16 protein-coding genes are annotated in these 17,852 nt (G+C 41.6%); 14 read left to right on the forward strand and 2 right to left on the reverse strand.

Annotated features, from left to right (window positions below):
- Positions 1 to 28: 28 nt before the first annotated feature.
- The 9 genes from JMW85_RS04840 to JMW85_RS04880 all read left to right on the forward strand — a co-directional run bounded on the left by JMW85_RS04840 (position 29) and on the right by JMW85_RS04880 (position 8,261).
- On the forward strand, positions 29 to 766 hold the full coding sequence (locus tag JMW85_RS04840; protein WP_087816135.1) for a uracil-DNA glycosylase: 738 nt from the start codon (positions 29 to 31) through the stop codon (positions 764 to 766).
- Between the two features lie 12 nt (positions 767 to 778).
- Complete coding sequence (gene tadA, locus JMW85_RS04845) at positions 779 to 1,354, forward strand: tRNA adenosine(34) deaminase TadA (RefSeq protein ID WP_087816137.1); 576 nt, start codon at positions 779 to 781, stop codon at positions 1,352 to 1,354.
- A 171-nt stretch (positions 1,355 to 1,525) separates the two neighbouring features.
- The gene (cmk, locus tag JMW85_RS04850) at positions 1,526 to 2,308 is read left to right on the forward strand and encodes a (d)CMP kinase (protein ID WP_087816139.1); all 783 of its coding nucleotides are present in this window, start codon (positions 1,526 to 1,528) and stop codon (positions 2,306 to 2,308) included.
- Between the two features lie 310 nt (positions 2,309 to 2,618).
- Positions 2,619 to 4,310, forward strand: coding sequence for a 30S ribosomal protein S1 (gene rpsA, locus JMW85_RS04855; RefSeq protein WP_055124414.1), 1,692 nt, complete (start codon positions 2,619 to 2,621; stop codon positions 4,308 to 4,310).
- Positions 4,311 to 4,637: 327 nt separating this feature from the next.
- Positions 4,638 to 4,943 carry an integration host factor subunit beta gene (locus JMW85_RS04860; RefSeq protein ID WP_045445047.1) on the forward strand — a complete coding sequence of 102 codons (306 nt, stop codon included), beginning with the start codon at positions 4,638 to 4,640 and terminating at the stop codon, positions 4,941 to 4,943.
- A 172-nt stretch (positions 4,944 to 5,115) separates the two neighbouring features.
- Positions 5,116 to 5,529: a lipopolysaccharide assembly protein LapA domain-containing protein gene (locus JMW85_RS04865; RefSeq protein WP_201581101.1), complete on the forward strand. Its 414-nt coding sequence runs from the start codon at positions 5,116 to 5,118 to the stop codon at positions 5,527 to 5,529.
- 74 nt (positions 5,530 to 5,603) lie between these two features.
- A complete protein-coding gene (pyrF, locus tag JMW85_RS04870; RefSeq protein WP_055124413.1) occupies positions 5,604 to 6,302 on the forward strand; it encodes an orotidine-5'-phosphate decarboxylase in 699 nt (232 codons plus the stop codon).
- Between the two features lie 155 nt (positions 6,303 to 6,457).
- Positions 6,458 to 7,255 carry a metallophosphoesterase gene (locus JMW85_RS04875; protein WP_226950208.1) on the forward strand — a complete coding sequence of 266 codons (798 nt, stop codon included), beginning with the start codon at positions 6,458 to 6,460 and terminating at the stop codon, positions 7,253 to 7,255.
- Between the two features lie 169 nt (positions 7,256 to 7,424).
- Entirely contained in the window at positions 7,425 to 8,261 is an 837-nt protein-coding gene (locus JMW85_RS04880; RefSeq protein WP_055124411.1) for a histidine phosphatase family protein, read from the forward strand.
- A gap of 145 nt (positions 8,262 to 8,406) precedes the next feature.
- On the opposite strand, the gene rpsT is transcribed toward JMW85_RS04880, so the two are convergent.
- A complete protein-coding gene (gene rpsT / locus JMW85_RS04885; protein ID WP_010200097.1) occupies positions 8,407 to 8,673 on the reverse strand; it encodes a 30S ribosomal protein S20 in 267 nt (88 codons plus the stop codon).
- A gap of 794 nt (positions 8,674 to 9,467) precedes the next feature.
- Here rpsT and JMW85_RS04890 point away from each other — a divergent pair.
- From JMW85_RS04890 to JMW85_RS04910, 5 genes are all read left to right on the forward strand, one after another.
- The gene (locus tag JMW85_RS04890; protein WP_055124410.1) at positions 9,468 to 10,169 is read left to right on the forward strand and encodes an NAD-dependent epimerase/dehydratase family protein; all 702 of its coding nucleotides are present in this window, start codon (positions 9,468 to 9,470) and stop codon (positions 10,167 to 10,169) included.
- 95 nt (positions 10,170 to 10,264) lie between these two features.
- A complete protein-coding gene (gene rraA, locus JMW85_RS04895) occupies positions 10,265 to 10,798 on the forward strand; it encodes a ribonuclease E activity regulator RraA (protein ID WP_055124409.1) in 534 nt (177 codons plus the stop codon).
- 220 nt (positions 10,799 to 11,018) lie between these two features.
- Positions 11,019 to 14,774, forward strand: a complete 3,756-nt coding sequence (mfd, locus tag JMW85_RS04900; RefSeq protein ID WP_201581102.1) for a transcription-repair coupling factor — start codon at positions 11,019 to 11,021, stop codon at positions 14,772 to 14,774.
- Between the two features lie 249 nt (positions 14,775 to 15,023).
- On the forward strand, positions 15,024 to 15,455 hold the full coding sequence (locus tag JMW85_RS04905) for an HIT domain-containing protein (protein ID WP_045445060.1): 432 nt from the start codon (positions 15,024 to 15,026) through the stop codon (positions 15,453 to 15,455).
- Between the two features lie 659 nt (positions 15,456 to 16,114).
- Positions 16,115 to 17,392 (forward strand): adenylate/guanylate cyclase domain-containing protein, encoded by a 1,278-nt coding sequence (locus JMW85_RS04910; protein WP_227681671.1) that lies wholly within the window; start codon positions 16,115 to 16,117, stop codon positions 17,390 to 17,392.
- Positions 17,393 to 17,507: 115 nt separating this feature from the next.
- On the opposite strand, the gene fdx is transcribed toward JMW85_RS04910, so the two are convergent.
- On the reverse strand, positions 17,508 to 17,846 hold the full coding sequence (gene fdx, locus JMW85_RS04915) for an ISC system 2Fe-2S type ferredoxin (protein ID WP_045445066.1): 339 nt from the start codon (positions 17,844 to 17,846) through the stop codon (positions 17,508 to 17,510).
- Positions 17,847 to 17,852: the final 6 nt, after the last annotated feature.

A 17,852-nucleotide genomic window follows, 5' to 3' on the forward strand; every position in this document is an offset into this window, starting at 1 on the left:
ATTAATAACAAATATAACAGGACATACTATGGAATTATTCGATGAACAAACGCCAAAAACGCCAGCGCAAAAGCAGGCTATTTTAGACAATGTGCGCTTGCCAGAAGATTGGAAAACGGCGTTAGCAGACGAGTTAACTTCTAACAATATGGACGACTTGCGTGCGTTTTTAAAAGAAGCCTATCAATCAGAAAACAGTATCTATCCGCCAGCACCTTTAATATTTAATGCGTTAAACCTGACCCCTTTATCACAAGTTAAAGTCGTGATACTAGGTCAAGATCCTTATCATGGACCAGGGCAGGCAATGGGCTTATCGTTTTCAGTGCCCAAAGTCATTCCAAAGCCACCCTCACTCAATAATTTGTTAAAAGAGATGGCAAGTGACGTTGGTATCGCACCCTCAAAACATGGCGACCTGACTTACTGGGCGCAGCAAGGAGTTTTGCTATTAAATAGCTCTCTGACCGTGCGAGAAAGTGAGCCAAATAGCCATCAAAATAAAGGTTGGGAGCAGTTTACCGATGCGGTGATTGATGTGGTTAATGAACAAACAGAACATACCGTATTTATATTGTGGGGCAGTAAAGCACAGAAAAAAGGCAAATATATCAATACTGATAAGCATCTTATTCTCACCGCTGTACACCCATCACCACTTGCTGCCAATCGTGGTGGATTCTTTGGTTCCAAGCCGTTTTCTAAGACCAATGATTATCTGGTACAGTATGGGCAAACGCCTATCGATTGGCAATTACCGCAATAGTTGTCAAAATAAATGAAACATAAACAAAATATAAGCTTGAAGCCATATCCAACTGCAAATAGTCAGTTAGTTATTGAAGATATGCAAGCCAGCGCATTTTGGTCACTTCAAGATATGAGCTGGATGAACATAGCTCTTAAACTTGCTAGGCAAGGTGCTGAGTGTGGAGAGGTGCCAGTAGGAGCGATACTGGTACATAATCAGCAGATTATTGGTCAAGGATTCAATGAGCCAATTGGTCGTCACGATGCGACCGCTCATGCCGAGATTGTCGCATTAAGAGAAGCGTGTGCGCGCTTAAAAAACTATCGTTTACCATTACAGACAACGTTATACGTTACCTTAGAGCCTTGTACGATGTGTATCGGAGCGCTCATTCATGCGCGGGTAGATAGATTGGTTTATGCAGCAAGCGAGCCACGAGCGGGTATGGTTGGTAGTCAGATAAATTTACCGATACAACCTTTTTATAATCATGCTATCGAAGTACATAATGGCTTATGTCGTGAGCATAGTAGCCAGATGCTTAAGACCTTTTTCCGTGAACGACGAAAAGCGGCAAAAAAGAAAGACAATATAAGCAATTAACAAGATATCAGTCTTGCTGCTAGTGATGGGTAGGTTTCTTTGCTATAATATCGCCCTATTTGATGACGAAATGATGAATTAATTGTCAAGCGTTTGATAAATAAGTAAATATTATTCTGCAGCTAGCATGCACTAAGCCGTATCAGTATCGTCTACTATTAAGTGAGTATTATGACCGTTTCTACAGCTGATAACGCTATACTTGATAACTTTGGTGCTGGCAGTAATGATAACCAAGCGCCAGTGTTGCGCTACCCAGTTATCTGCATTGATGGACCAAGTGGGGCAGGTAAAGGTACGGTCACGTGGCGTTTAGCCCAAGCATTGAATTATCAACTGCTAGATTCAGGTGCTTTGTATCGTATCGTTGGACTCAAAGCATTTGAAGCGGGATTAGTTGCGGCAGATGGAAGCCAAGCCATTGACGAGATGGTTGTATTAGCATTAACGCAGCGCCTAGAGATTGCTTTTGTACCTAACAATGCATCAGGACGTGTTGATATTTTAGTGAATGGTGAAGCGGTTGGTGAGCAGGTTCGTAATGAAACCGTGGGCGGCTATGCATCACAAATAGCCGTATTTCCAAAAGTTCGTCAAGCATTACTAAAGTTGCAACAAGATATGGCAACTCGTTCTGGATTGGTCGCTGATGGTCGCGATATGGGAACGGTGGTGTTCCCAGATGCGGATGTAAAAGTGTATTTGACTGCCAGTGCTGAAGCGCGTGCCGAGCGCCGCGTAACACAGTTAATAAATGCTGGTCAGACGGCAGATTTTGACGCGATTTTAGCGACGATTAAAGCTCGTGATGATCGTGATGAGAATCGAGCGACTGCACCATCAAAGCCTGCAGAAGATGCTCTACTACTAGATAGCTCTAACTTAGATGCTGATGAAGTTTATGCACAAGTGAAAAGACATTGTCAGGATAAAGGTATTTTCTTTAATAGTTAATAAAAACAAGTTAGTAAGTATGAAAAAGTTTCCTATACGCTTGATTTTAGTATAAAATCACAGTAGTAGACGCTAATAATCTCTAGAGAGTGATAAAAATATTCTTTCTAAATCATAGAGATTTAAAAGTATAAGGCATTGCAATATAAGACAGTTGTTGCTAGTGAGTTTAATAAGTTATGTGCTTACTAACAACAAACGTTTTTATATATGATTGTATGGGATATAAAACCAGTATTCTCGTTTTATGCAATCATAAATTTGATCCGTACTGTGCTGGACAGGATACGGCTATACAAAGGTAGACATAATGGAATCATTTGCTGAACTATTTGAAGCGAGCATCGAAGAAACAGGTCTGGATATCGAGCGTGGCTCGGTTATCACTGGTACTGTTGTGGCCATTGATAACGACTGGATCACTGTTGATACTGGTCTGAAATCTGAAGGTATCGTCGCTCGTGAAGAGTTTTTAAGCGAAGAAGGCGAACTTGAAGTTGAAGTTGGCGATAGCGTTGATGTCGTGGTTGAAGCGGTTGATAACGGCATGGGTCAAACCTTGCTTTCACGTGAAAAAGCCAAACGTGTTGAAACTTGGAACTTCCTTGAAAAAATCGCTGATAATGATGAAATCGTAAAAGGTATCATCTCAAGCAAAGTTAAAGGCGGTTTCACTGTAGATATCGGTTCAGTACGTGCGTTCCTACCAGGTTCATTGGTAGATGTTCGTCCTATCCGTGACACCACGCATCTTGAAGGCAAAGAGCTAGAATTCAAAGTTATCAAACTTGATCAAAAGCGCAACAACGTTGTTGTTAGCCGTCGTGCAGTTATGGAAGCTGAAAATTCAGCTGAGCGCGAAGAGCTATTGAACAAGCTTGAAGAAGGCATCGAGATCGAAGGTATCGTTAAGAACCTTACTGATTACGGCGCATTCGTTGATCTAGGTGGTATCGATGGTCTATTGCACATCACTGACATGGCATGGCGCCGTATCAAGCATCCATCTGAAGTTGTTGAAGTTGGTCAAGACCTAAAAGTTAAAGTATTGAAGTTTGACCGTGAGCGCAATCGCGTTAGCCTAGGTCTAAAACAACTTGGTACTGATCCTTGGGATAACGTTGGCGGCACTTACCCAGTAGGTAGTGTGGTTAAAGCACGCGTCACCAACTTAACTGATTATGGTTGTTTCGCTGAGATTTCTGAAGGTATTGAAGGTCTAGTACACGTGTCAGAAATGGATCATACCAACAAAAACATCCACCCATCAAAAGTTGTTCAAGTGGGCGATGAAGTTGAAGTAATGATTCTTGATATCGATGAAGAACGTCGTCGTATCAGCTTAGGTATCAAACAAACTCTAGCTAACCCATGGGATGAGTTTGATAAGAAACATGAGCGCGGTGATAAAATCACTGGTACGATTAAATCAATCACTGACTTCGGTATCTTTATCGGTCTAGACGGTGGTATTGATGGTCTTGTTCATCTATCTGATATCTCTTGGAACGAAACTGGCGAAGACGCTATCCGTAACTACAATAAAGGCGACACCGTTGAAGCAATGGTATTGTCAGTAGATGCAGAAGCAAACCGTATTAGCCTAGGCGTGAAGCAGTTAAGCTCTGATCCATTCAACGAATACCTAGTCAACAATGACCGCGGTGCTATCGTTAATGGTAAAGTAAAAGAAGTAGATGCTAAAGGCGCTACTATCGAGCTTGCTGACGAAGTTGAAGCGTATCTACGTGCCTCTGAAATTCAACGTGATCGCGTTGAAGATGCGACTAAGCATTTGAGCGTTGGTGATGACGTTGAAGCGAAAATCATCAGTGTTGATCGTAAAACTCGCAACATCAACTTGTCTATCAAAGCGAAAGACGAAGCTGAAGAGCGTCAAGCGATTAAAGAGCTAAGCAGCACTAGCACGACTAGTACTACTGCCAGTTCTGATGCACAGCCAAAAACAATTGGTGATTTGATCAAAGAGCAAATGCAGTAAGCTGCACGTTATTGATATAAGATTATAAAAGAAGCGACTATGGTCGCTTTTTTTTTGCTTAAATTTTAAGTGCACTATTTAATCAACGAGGTTTTTGCTTAAACGGGCAAACTCTTATTTCCATTTACCGTAATATCCGCTATCATTTGCAACATTGAGTAACGAGATGTGAATTATTACTTATTTAAGACACTGAGATTATTTTAGTGAATGGCTATTTATCCTTATGATCTTGATGTATAGCTTGTCTTAAAAGTAACCAGCTATCGAAAATGATGGTCCAATTCACAGTCATCTTATCCATTAATCAACAAGGCAAGCGTAATAATGCAGCAAGCGATTAACAAGTCCGAATTTATTAGTAATTTAAGTGCGAACTGTGACAATATGACTGATACTGTAGTCGATGATGCAGTACGTGAAATATTAAACTTGATGACCGATACGTTAGCCAATGATGGACGCGTAGAAGTTCGTGGTTTTGGCAGTTTTTGTCTGCACCATCGTCGTGCCCGTATGGGTCGAAATCCTAAAACAGGAGAAAGCGTACCTGTACCTGCCAAAGCGATACCGCACTTTAAACCAGGTAAGGCATTACGTGAGGCAGTCAATGATACAGTAGCAAATAGCTAAGTGTGTTATAAAGTATTTATTGGGTAAAATTGCCAACAAGAGTGCTTGCCAGCCATTTTTGCTAGAACTTATCACTAGTGAGTTTATAAGCATATAAATGTGTGGGTTGATGAAGGTTTTAAAGTGCTATTTTTAAAACACTAACGACATTCCAAATCGAGGTAGACGTCTCATGCGCTTTTTACTATTTGTATTGCTGTTTTTGAGCTTTGCTTATGCACTTGGTTTGGTGTTGGCAAATAATACCGAAGTTGGCGTAAATTTATTATTTTCTCAAGCACCGACGATGAATCTAGGATTGCTACTGATTTTATGCCTTATGCTTGGTATTGTTATTGGCATCTTGTTGGCACTGCTTATCTTCCGTGTCTTACAGAATAAGTGGGAAATCTCGCGTTTGCAAAAAGCGAATGTGAACTTGCAAGCGCAACTGACACAAGCCAATGCTGTCATTGATCGCCAAGCAAGTGCGCCAACGGTGGAAGAAGCTGTTTATGGTTCGACAGCAACCAATGTGCAAGTGCAAGACGCAGAAGAACTTACTGTAGATGAAGGCGCGACACTTACCAAACAAAAACGAGACTAGATTATATTTTGTACTGATCTATGAGCAGTCCATATATAGTGTTTTGATAATTCTGATATAGATATGGTAAAACCATGAATAATACAATGAATTCCCCAGTCATCGTTGCCTTAGATAATATGACGATGGAGGCATCGATAGCATTAGCTGATCAGTTAGATCCAACATCATGCCGCTTAAAAGTGGGTAAAGAGCTATTTACTCGCTGTGGTCCTGAGATAGTTAAGGCGCTACATCAGCGTAATTTTGACGTATTTCTAGACTTGAAATTCCATGATATTCCTAATACTACCGCTCAAGCGGTACTAGCGGCAGCTGAGCTTGGCGTCTGGATGGTGAATGTGCATGCCAGCGCGGGCTTAGAGGCGATGTCATTGGCTAAACAGCGCTTGTTGGACGGTAACTTTGATACCTTGCTGATAGCCGTCACCGTGCTGACCTCTATGGATAATCAAGCATTGATGCAAACAGGTATTACCAATGGTCTAGATGCGCAAGTGAGTCGATTGGCACAATTAACCAAGCAAGCGGGTCTTGATGGTGTGGTCTGTTCAGCGCAAGAAGCTAAAACGCTCAAGACACTATGTGGTCAGGATTTTAAATTGATTACCCCTGGTATTCGCTTGCTAGACGACAATGCAGATGATCAAAAGCGTATTTGCACACCGAAACAGGCGTTAGATGATGGTTCTGATTATTTGGTGATTGGTCGTTCAATTACTCAGGCAGCAGATCCTGCGGCTAAATTACAAAAGATACTCCAAGGTATTTAGATACTTATAAAATATTTGGATATTTACAAAATGTTTAGCATTTTATAGTGTCAGCATGATAAAAAAGACAGCCTCATCCGCTGTCTTTTTTTAATTTTTGCGGGTATATCAAAAAGTGCTAAACTATTTACGTTTATTTAATGATATTAGAACTTATGAAATTACAGATTTTAAGTGACTTACATATTGACAGTTATGCGCGTCAGTCACATCCGCTAGGGCATATTCCCAAAACTGATGCAGACGTGGTATTAGTCGCGGGCGATACTGCTAACAGTGATAGTGGTATGCCATGGCTACAAGAGCAGGCAGCACGTTTGCAAGTGCCTGTGATTACGATAGCTGGTAATCATGAATACTTTAATGAAGATGTGCTACATTTTGATAAAAAGCTTGCGACTTGGGATAATTATAATGCCCAGTCGCAGCAAGGCGTCCGTTTTCTACAGTGTCAACATATTGATATTGGTGACATACGTATCCTAGGTTGTACTTTATGGACAGATTACCAATATCAGGCCAATGAAGATACTATAGCTGCTGCTATGCGCTTTATGCGTGACTATAAACAAATCTATGCTGGAGGCGAGCTTTTTTCACCTGAAGTATCGATGCAAATCCATGCTAAGCAGCGTCAATGGTTAAAGCAAGCATTGATCACCGCCAAAACACTTGGCAAAAAAACTGTTGTAATGAGTCATCATAGTATTAGCCCATTATCGGTGTCTGAGAAGTATGCGAATCTACCAAGTAACGCAGCTTTTGTCAGTGATTTATCTGGCTGGATGCATGAAGATTGGGCACCAATACTATGGGTACATGGACATACACACGAAGCATTTGACTACCGTATTGGTAATACACGAGTCATTGTCAATCCACGTGCGTATCCAAATGAAGTGAGCAGCACTGCATTAGCGTTCGCGTGGGACAAAGTCATTGATATCGGCTAAGTAATTTTAATCATTCAAAAGTAAATATCTTTTTAGTTATTTGTCACCTTGATCTGTCTTTTTAAAATAACGCTTATTTTAAAGTCTAACCGCCTAGACTCGTAAGCAATGTTACAATCGAACTGATATTTTGTTCATTCATATCAAAAAATCTGCTACGCTTGCTACCATGAGCAAATATCTCAATAACACTCCCTCAAAACTGTCGGCTGAAAAACTTGCGAGTCATACTCCAAGTGCTCCGGCGCCTTCGCACTTGCCTGATAGTATGATTTCCTCAGTCAGCTTATTGCCTGAAGATAAACGGCTGATTTTATTTACCAGACATTCCTTACGTGAACGCTCTGATGGCAATGGTTTTGCCAGTTATCAATTACCCCTAACACCTAAAGGTCGAGTACTAGCGAAGTCTTGGGGGCGTTGGTTGGCAGGGCATTTACCGTACTCGCTCGATGTAGACAGTATCTCAAGTCCGATTGGACGCTGTATTGACACGGCGCAGCTGATGCAAGCAGGTGCGGGACTACAACGTGATATTACGCATCAGTCATTGTTGGTCGAGCCTGGTAGCCTAGTGACTGAGCCTGAAATAGCAAATCCAGTATTTAAAGAAATTGGTGTACTCAACTTTATCAATCGATTTTTGCAAGGCAATCTTGAAGGTACCAAAAACGCTTACCAAGGCGGTCTCGATATTTTATCGCTGTTTTATCAACATCAGCCGCGGCAAGGGCATCTCATGCTTGCTGTTAGTCATGATACGTTGTTATCTGCTTTTTTAGCAGTGATGTTTGATGTGGTCGAGATTGATTGGAATGATTGGCCAAAGATGATGGAAGGCGTGTTTTTGTGGTTTGATGATAAGCCGTTTGAACAAGCCAGTGCACACTTCGTTTGGCGCGGTGAAGTGTATGTGCGCCCGATTCATACTTTATTAGAAGACTACCGTGCTGCCGGCTTTCATCCTAATACATTGCTCTTACCACCAGAAGTAAAATGGATTTAAATACTATTTAATCTAAATACTATTGAAAAGATTACTACTCATTTTTCAATCAGACATAAAAAAACCTTGCCCCAGTATTAGAACCAGTAACAAGGTTTTAGTCATCACGCTATAAAGGCGAGATGTGGTCTAAACGTTACCAATCTTAAGCTTGTAGGCCTTTGATGGTTTTGTTCAGGCGGCTCTTACGACGAGCAGCTTTATTCTTATGAATAATACCTTTGTCAGCCATACGATCAAGAACTGGTACCGCTTTTTTGTAAGCTTCGGTAGCCGCGTCATAATCTTTAGCTGCGATAGCCGCATCAACACGTTTTAAGTAAGTACGAACCATAGAGCGTTGTGACGCAGAGTTCTGACGACGTTTGGTGTTTTGACGGGCGCGTTTACGAGCTTGTGCAGTATTAGCCACGCGAATCTCCTTGATAAAGACAGATAAAAATATGAATGTGGATTACAATAAAAAAGGGTTTAACCATCATCGGTAACGAGCAGCCGTCTCGCCAAACATGATGTCGATGTCTAATATTAAAGTACCTATCTGTTATTAAAGGCACCTAAATGAGCAATAGAGCATCGCAAGCGCCAAAACTGTTTGGAATAATTAAACAGCGTTAACGTGTAAAGCCGGTTATCTTAGCAAATTATCGCCCTTAGAACAATATATTTGATGATTAATGCTTAAAGAAGTTGTGTGATCATATATACGACAGTTTTTTGTGTCTCTGCTCAACTATTTCTTGAAATATTTATCAATATTGTTGCACTAAAAACCGCTTATGAGTGAATAAATCGCTTAGCCGATAAAATCTCTTACAATAAATTCTATAGAATACCCTCAGTTATGCGTTAATTTAGGTATGATACTAGGGCATGTCCTCAATTCAATCGATGGACATCTAAATGGGCTAAAAGTGGCTGAATCTTGCCAAACAATGTTAAAAAAATGTCAAATAGCTGGTTAATATCCCGATACTATTTAACATTCTGATAGTATCTGCGCTATTTTCCTCATTTGACTATGATTTATCTCATTGTTATCACCATTTTAAAAATGAGGATACGCCCTAAGATGAAAACGATTTTTCATTATCATCTATTTTCCAACACACTATAAATGGATAGACTAAAAAGCTTTGGTGATAGGCTTTAAAATCAGATTTTTCATTATCATCTATTTTCCAACACACTATAAATGGATAGGCTATGCAGCGAAAAGCAATTGTAATTGGCGCGACAGGATTGGTCGGACAGCATCTTGTCAAACAGCTTAGTGAGCTTTATGACACGTTAATTGTGATTGCAAGGCGTCCGCCACGCTATATCAATACCAGCATGCGTTTTTATCAGGTCAATGATTTTGATAATTTGGCTGAAATATTTGCCAGCGTTGGTGTTGATCGAAAGACGGACGCTTTTAGCTGTCTTGGTACGACTAAGAAGCAGGCTGGTAGCGATGAGGCCTTTCGAAAGGTTGATCATGATTATAATGTCAATTTTGCCAAACTGTGCCAAGAAAAAGGTGTCGAAAATTTCTTTTTGTTATCATCCATGAATGCTGATATTCATAGTCGGTTTTTATACAATCGCGTAAAAGCTGAAACTGAACAGTCTATTATGGCGCTAGGTTTTACGCAGCTAGTCATTTTCCGTCCGTCCTTGTTACTTGGCAAGCATAAAGGTCGTCCGCTCGAAAGTATTGGGCAAAAAGCCTTTCAGCTTATCTCGCCTTTGGTATCAGAGTCACTATCCTTGCATCCTATTTCTGCAAAGCGTGTTGCCATTGCCATGGCGATGAGTGCGCATGATGTTTATCAGCGTAATAAATACCGTAATGAACCAGCTATCCAAACCACTGATATCATCGAAAATAAGCAAATGCTAGCGATGACTAAAGTTAAAAAATAGCCTAAGTATTAAATTGAAGAAACAATTGAAATTAAGCCCTATTCATAAATAATCAGTCATGAATAACTAATCATACATAACAAGGAGCGTCAGATATGCCAGAATCAACAACAATGAATAAAGAGAACTTTGTGACCTGTGATTTATTGGATGCCAATCCTGAGTCGCAGGTATGTTTGCCAAATATCGAAGGTAAGTCTTTTCATAGCTTTGGTGGCAAAAAAAAATTCTGCGGTGAAATTGTGACGGTGAAATGCTTTGAAGACAATAGCCGCGTGAAATCGTTATTGAATAGCAGTGGTAAAGATAAAGATGGTAACGGTAAAGTATTGGTGGTTGACGGTGGTGGTTCAATGCGTTGTGCGCTGCTAGGCGACATGATTGCGCAGTCAGCGATTGATAATGGCTGGGTGGGGGTTATCGTGTACGGCTGCGTCCGTGATGTTGATGATATGGCAGCAATGGACATCGGTGTTATGGCGCTTGGTTGCATTCCGCGTAAATCGAATCGCCGCGATGAAGGTCAAACCGATATTGAAATCAGCTTTGGTGATTTAACACTAAATTCTGGTATGTTTGTCTACGCAGACAATAACGGTATTATCGCTAGCGACAAGCCATTAATTTAACACTAGCTTAATAAATAGCACTCAAAAACCTCAGCTTAGCCGTTGAGGTTTTTACATTTAATCATCCTGTCTTTATATACGAATATAATCTTTATCAGCTATTTGGCTATTGGTTTTTTAATAAAAATGCTAAGTGACAAACCGTTACGGCATAAATTTTGGTAATTGCTGAAATATTCGTATAATAGCTCTCTGACTCTTAACGTTGATCCTACTTTTTATGCCTATCACTGCTTTGACTGACGCCTTTGAACCAATTAACCAGCAGTTGTTTCCTATCCAGAATGCCGAGCGGCGTTGGCTGGCACCTGTGCATGGCGCAGTCAGCAGTTTGTGGCTAGCAAGTCTGGTGCAAACACCGCTATGGAATGTTGCCGACCGATTAAAAGTTGTGGTGACGCGTGACCAAAACCAGCTCAATCAGATAGAGACGGAATTGGCATTTTGCGGCGTCGATGCTTATGTGTTCCCCGATTGGGAGACGTTGACCTATGATGAGCTGTCACCGCATCAAGATATTGTTAGTGAGCGTATCAATCTATTAACGGATATGCCAACGACAGGCGTACTGCTAATCTCGGTACAGGCATTAATGCATCGCGTAGCACCGCCAAGCTGGTTGATTGGGCAGCATTTTGATTTGAGCGTTGGTGATCGATTTGATATAAATACCCAGCGCGGATTGCTGGCAAAGGCAGGTTACCGCGCCGTTGAGAATGTGTTTGAGCCGGGTGAGTTCGCGGTACGTGGCAGTATCATTGATATCTTTGCTATGGGTCAGCCGTTTCCATTACGTTTAGATTTGTTTGATGATGAGATTGAGACCATTCGTTTTTTTAATCCGCAAACCCAGCGGACATTGACCGTTGATGACCTCAAAACAATGATGAGCGGCAACGATAGTAGTATGGGCAAAGAGTCACTATCACTGCTACACAAGCTGCCAGATATCTCAAAACCTATCGAACAATTCCAAATACTACCCGCCAAAGAGTTCCCGCTTGATGAAGGGCGTGAGACGTTTCGTACCAACTTCGCCACGATGTTCCCTAATGCGAGCAGCCGCAAGTTTGAGCTACATAAAGACGTAATGGCAGGTATCGCTAGTAGCGGACTTGAATATTATCAGCCGCTATTTTTTGATTTAAAAGCGTGGACAGCAGAGAGTAGCTTGTTTGCTTACTTACCAAGCGATGCGCTGTTTATCACTGATGAATTGATTAATGAAAAACAGGTAGATTACTGGTCACAAATTCAGCGCCGTTATGAAGAGCGTCGTCATGATATCGATAAACCTATTGTCGCGCCTGAGTTGCTGTATTTATTGTCAAATACTCTTAACGAACATCTTAATCATTATCCACGCGTGATTCTCAGTGCGCGCAATGAGCTGGCTAGCATGACGGATGTCGCTGCGATTGACAGCGGTGATTCGTTGTTAGCAGACAGTTCATTGTTACAAGTTGAACACCAATCAGATTTACAGCCACAATTGCCGCTGACGGCAAATAAGCAGCAAGGCTTGGTGACGCTCAGTGCGCAAGAGCCGCCACAATTGGCTGTTAATCACCAAAAGGCTGAGCCTCTTACCCAGCTATTAGAATTTTTAGCGTTACAAGCACAAACAGCGACGCCAGTATTGATCGTTGCTGAAACAGCGGGTCGTCGCGAAATTCTTATTGAGCTGTTCAAAGGCAAGATTGACATTAAGGCTTATGACAGCTTTGCAGCGTTTCTAGCAGCGGACAAAACCAACAGCGTTAAAGGTAATAAGCTGCCGCAGGTTGGTTTAACCGTTGCGCCCATTGAGCGCGGGGTTTATGTTCCTGAGCGTTTGGTGCTGATTAGTGAGACGCAGTTATTTGGTCGGCAAGTGCTGCAAACACGCCGTCGCCGCCAAAGCGGGGTGTCCGAAGAGTTTTTGGTTAAGAGTGTTACCGAGATAACCGAAGGTAGCCCAGTGGTGCATATCGAGCATGGTATTGGGCGTTACAATGGGCTGATTACGTTAGATGTGGGTGATGGCGAGCAAGAGTTTATTCACTTAAAATATGCCGATGATGCCAGTATTTATGTGCCCGTTGCTAATTTGCAAATGATTAACCGTTATAGTGGCGGTGACCCAGCACTTGCGCCATTGCACAAAATTGGTAGTGGCAAATGGGATAAGGCTAAGCAAAAAGCGCTCGAGCAAATCCATGACGTGGCGGCCGAGCTACTTAATATGCAAGCGCGTCGTGAGGCTAAAGTTGGTATTCATTTTAAAATAGATGCGTCACAGTACGAGCTGTTTGCCAGTCAATTTGCTTTTGAAGAAACGCCGGATCAAGCCAATGCCATTCATGCGGTGATGGAAGACATGAGGCAAAACCAACCAATGGATCGGCTCATCTGCGGTGATGTGGGTTTTGGTAAAACAGAAGTGGCTATGCGGGCAGCATTCATTGCTGTCAGCGCAGGTTATCAGGTGGCGGTGCTAGTGCCGACGACCTTGCTGGCCGGTCAGCATGAAGACAATTTCCGCGACCGTTTTGCTGATTGGCCAGTGCGTATCGAGACGCTATCGCGCTTTGGCGGCAAAAAGCATCAAGAAACGGTGTTGACGGATTTAGCAGCAGGTAAAGTCGATATCGTCATCGGTACCCATAAACTGTTACAACCTGATGTGAAGTTTTCTAATCTAGGTTTGATGATTGTCGATGAAGAACATCGCTTTGGCGTGCGCCATAAAGAGCGTATCAAGGCGATTCAGACCGATGTGGATAGCATGTCGATGACAGCAACGCCGATCCCGAGAACGCTTAATATGGCGCTCTCAGGTATGCGTGACATGTCCATTATTGCGACACCGCCAGCACGTCGTTTGGCGATTAAAACCTTTGTCATGCAGAAGACCGACGCTCTAATGAAAGAGGCTATCTTGCGCGAGCTATTGCGCGGTGGGCAGGTTTATTTATTACATAATGATGTGGCGAGCATTGAGCGTATGGCAGAAACCATACGTGAATTGGTGCCTGAGGCGAGAGTAGGGGTTGCTCACGGGCAAATGCAAGAGCGCCAACTTGAACAAGTCATGCAGCAGTTTTATCATAAAAAATTCAACGTCCTGATATGCTCCACCATTATCGAGACTGGTATTGATGTACCGAATGCTAATACTATCATCATTGAGCGCGCCGATAAGTTTGGCTTGGCGCAATTACATCAGTTACGTGGTCGTGTTGGTCGCAGTCATCACCAAGCATATTGTTATCTACTTGTGCCTTCTATCAAAGGTCTCAAAGGCGATGCTAAACGCCGATTGCATGCGATTGAACGTGCCAATACGCTGGGTGCAGGTTTTATGCTGGCTAGCGAAGACTTAGAAATTCGCGGTGCTGGTGAGATACTTGGTAAGCAGCAAAGTGGTAATATGCAGGCGATTGGCTTTAGCCTATATATGGATATGCTAGAGCGAGCAACTAAGGCGATTAAAGCGGGTAAAGAACCCGATTTAAGCACACCATTGTCGCTGACTAGTGAGATTAATCTGCATAGCTCAGCATTGATACCAGAAGAATATCTGCATGATGTCCATCAGCGTTTGTTATTTTATAAGCGCATCAGTAATGCCGATGATAAAGAGGCATTGATTGATATTCGTACCGAAATGATTGACCGTTTTGGTACATTACCAGAGCAAACTAAGCAGTTATTCGCCATCCACGGACTGCGTATACAAGCTGAGCCGCTAAAGATTAATAAGATTGATGCCAATAGTAATAGCATGACATTAGAGTTTGCACCTGATACGCCAGTCGATGCCTTGGCAATTATTAAGTTGATTCAGAGCAATGGTCAGCGTTATCGTATGAACGGTGCTTCTGGTATTCGTTATCAAGATGCTGATAAACTGGCAACGCCGCAACAGCGCGTCACCGCGATTCAAGAATTATTACGCTATTTTAGCGAGCATATGGTGGCAGAGTCAGCGTAGTTGTTTTGGCATTTCGGCATTTTGAGAGCTTGGCAATGATTTTCGGTAGATTCAATCAGCTCAATAAGTCAGCTAGCCAGTGCTCAAGTAGGACGTCAAGACAATGAGTCATAGCGCTATTTTATCGGTCGGATAACTGATAAAATAGCGACATCCTATATTTAGCCTATTGTTTTTTAGTAAATTAAATTTTGCTTTTCTAGATTCATATTCCTTTTATCTGAGTGTCATAACAAGAGAACCGTCATTATGTTCCAACTTCATCATAAACTTGCTGCCGATAGCTTTTTAGTGGGTGACTTCCCATTATCGACTTGTCGTTTAATCAATGATTGCCAGTTTCCTTGGTTAATATTAGTGCCGCGCGTATCAGGTATCAAAGAGTTATATGAGTTATCTGAAGCCGATCAAACACAGTTTTTACGTGAATCGAGCTGGTTGTCGAGTCAGCTAGCCAAGACCTTTCAAGCTGATAAAATGAATGTAGCTGCACTCGGTAATCAAGTGCCCCAACTTCATTTTCATCACATCGTTCGCTATCAAAATGACATGCAATGGCCAAATCCAGTATGGGGCGTCCCTGCTATTCCTTATACTAAAGAGGTGTTGGCGCAGATGCAGCAAACGTTAATGATGGCGCTACGTGGCCATCATCAGATGCCGTTTGACTGGCAAATGTAATAAATACCTGAGTAGTAACAGGTCGGTAAGTTGATTGGCAAATCGATAATGATACTCTATTGGCGAGGTATTGATTAACTGGGTATCGATTAACTGGGCATCGATTGACCCATCAAAATAACTGGAAAAATGGCCAAACGTTTAAAGTTAAGCCTTATTTTGGTGTCTTAGTCGTTTTACGGTTATGTGCCAACGTTATGCTCAGTTATTACAGCCCCTAATTTTTATATATTAATAGGTTTTAAGTATTTGAAATCCAGATAAATATTATCTGGATTTTTTGTGTTTTGCTCAAACGATATGTCTTATAATCCCGATTTGGTAGCATATTAAGACAAGATGAGTGATGAGTGGTAGGCTTTTGGCTATCAGTGACATGGGTTTTATTGCATTTAAAAAGTATAATGTAATCATTGATTAATTTTATACACAACTTGGCATAGAGGCAGGTAGTACGCGTGTGCTATCCTCAAGCCTTTTAATTTTTTACATAGCCTGTTTTACGTGAGCGAATACTTCATATGCCTTTTTTAGACACGCTGAGACCAAATCACTCTTCAAAAAATGAAGGGATTTATCGATTTGACTATCCAGAAGTCTTCGTTTTAATACTTACGGTCATACTCCTCGCTGTACATTTTAATTTTAGACCTACTTCAATGGCACTGCTCGTTATTGTTTGTCTGCCAAGTTTAATGATTTTGATTTATAACTATCGCCGCCAAAAAAGCTTTTGGACGTCTAACATTGTTATCATTTTACTATCGGTAGTTATTGGGTCGATACAGTTTTGTACGGTTATTTCGCTTAGCTTAGCCGCGCTCATAGCACTCAGAATTATTATCAGTAGCCCTGAAAATCATTTAAAACTGATTGCCGTCTCTATAATCACCGTCATTGTTTTCTATTATGTTAGCGTTACTCTAAGCAGTGCTGATATAGATTGCCATGAAGGCTGGACCACACCAATAATATTATTAGCCAGTATGATCGTCATACTGTATCAGTTTTGGCATGTGTACCAAGAGTATATTGGTTATGAAACTCGTGCTCATCAGGCCGTTGGGCGATTAAGCACTATGGTCTCCGTCATTAATAAGTTGACGCGCTTCATACCTCCACAAGTCTGGGAGCCTATCGTAAAATCTGATAGCCCAGTTACCGTTGCTAATAAGCGTGCTAAGCTGACGATTATGTTCTCAGATATTGTTGGTTTTACGGAATTGTCAGATAGTTTGAGCGCTGACAATTTGGCTGATATCTTAAATACTTATATGCATTGTATGACATTGATAGCAAACAAGCATGGCGCCGTACTTGATAAATTTATTGGTGATGGCATGGTATGTTTTTTTGGTGAGCCAAATAGTCGCGGTGCGCGCCAAGATGCTTTAGACTGTATTGCAATGGCAATAGACATGCGTCGCGAGATGCGAACTTTGAGGCAGAAATGGCGCTTGATGGGCTTTGAGGGGTTATACATCCGTATCGGCATCAGCACAGGTTATTGCCATGTTGGTAATTTTGGTAGTAATAATCGCCTAAGCTATACTCTTATTGGTAAAGAGGCCAATCTAGCGGCAAGACTTGAGTCGAGCGCTGGTAAAGATGAGATACTGGTCAGTGAGAGTACCTACGATTATATCTGTCATAATTATGACTGTCAGCATGCGGGTGCGTTCAAGTTAAAGGGTTTTGATAGCAAGGTAAATGCATGGCAAGTGCTGGATCCAGATACGTATAAAGGTCATTTATCAAAGTGGGTTGATCACACACTACCAGGTTTCAATTTGCATCTAAATTTTAAAGATATGAAGGATAATGATTATCAAGATATCAGAGCACGCTTAAATTTTGCGCTTGAACGTGTCGAGCAGGAGCAAGAAAAAGTGGCAACTGACATAGCGGCAGCAAGCAAACGTAATGACAATCAATGACAATCGTCCAAAAATAATGTTTATAAAATCAAGCGCAAAAAAGCCAGCTACTATTATGATAGCTGGCTTTTTTATCTAATGAAGTAAACTGTAATATTAGGACGTGTTCTAGCGTTTAGTGGTTTTCTTTTGCATGGTTGAGCGTATATTTAGGAATCTCAATGGTTAAGTCTTCATCATCGAGCATGACCTGACAAGATAGGCGTGAGTCAGGCTCTAACCCCCAAGCACGATCTAATAAATCGGCTTCAATATCATCCATTTCATCTAAACTATTAAAACCTTTACGGACGACCACATGGCATGTGGTACAGGCTTTTGACATCTCACATGCATGTTCAATTTTAATGCCTTTTTCCAATAGCGCTTTACATAAGTTGCTGCCAGCTTCTAGCTCGACTTCGGCGCCTTCAGGGCAAATTTCATGATGCGGTAGTACGGTAATTTTTGGCATAAATCG

The sequence above is a fragment of the Psychrobacter glacincola genome (assembly GCF_904846075.1).
GTDB classification, from domain to species: Bacteria; Pseudomonadota; Gammaproteobacteria; order Pseudomonadales; family Moraxellaceae; genus Psychrobacter; species Psychrobacter glacincola_C.

Bases quoted from the DNA above. Each gene is read 5' to 3' on its own strand.
- JMW85_RS04840 (WP_087816135.1), top strand. From the start codon at position 29: ATGGAATTATTCGATGAACAAACGCCAAAAACGCCAGCGCAAAAGCAG.
- tadA (WP_087816137.1), top strand. From the start codon at position 779: ATGAAACATAAACAAAATATAAGCTTGAAGCCATATCCAACTGCAAAT.
- cmk (WP_087816139.1), top strand. From the start codon at position 1,526: ATGACCGTTTCTACAGCTGATAACGCTATACTTGATAACTTTGGTGCT.
- rpsA (WP_055124414.1), top strand. From the start codon at position 2,619: ATGGAATCATTTGCTGAACTATTTGAAGCGAGCATCGAAGAAACAGGT.
- JMW85_RS04860 (WP_045445047.1), top strand. From the start codon at position 4,638: ATGCAGCAAGCGATTAACAAGTCCGAATTTATTAGTAATTTAAGTGCG.
- JMW85_RS04865 (WP_201581101.1), top strand. From the start codon at position 5,116: ATGCGCTTTTTACTATTTGTATTGCTGTTTTTGAGCTTTGCTTATGCA.
- pyrF (WP_055124413.1), top strand. From the start codon at position 5,604: ATGAATAATACAATGAATTCCCCAGTCATCGTTGCCTTAGATAATATG.
- JMW85_RS04875 (WP_226950208.1), top strand. From the start codon at position 6,458: ATGAAATTACAGATTTTAAGTGACTTACATATTGACAGTTATGCGCGT.
- JMW85_RS04880 (WP_055124411.1), top strand. From the start codon at position 7,425: ATGAGCAAATATCTCAATAACACTCCCTCAAAACTGTCGGCTGAAAAA.
- JMW85_RS04890 (WP_055124410.1), top strand. From the start codon at position 9,468: ATGCAGCGAAAAGCAATTGTAATTGGCGCGACAGGATTGGTCGGACAG.
- rraA (WP_055124409.1), top strand. From the start codon at position 10,265: ATGCCAGAATCAACAACAATGAATAAAGAGAACTTTGTGACCTGTGAT.
- mfd (WP_201581102.1), top strand. From the start codon at position 11,019: ATGCCTATCACTGCTTTGACTGACGCCTTTGAACCAATTAACCAGCAG.
- JMW85_RS04905 (WP_045445060.1), top strand. From the start codon at position 15,024: ATGTTCCAACTTCATCATAAACTTGCTGCCGATAGCTTTTTAGTGGGT.
- JMW85_RS04910 (WP_227681671.1), top strand. From the start codon at position 16,115: ATGGCACTGCTCGTTATTGTTTGTCTGCCAAGTTTAATGATTTTGATT.
- fdx (WP_045445066.1), bottom strand. From the start codon at position 17,846: ATGCCAAAAATTACCGTACTACCGCATCATGAAATTTGCCCTGAAGGC.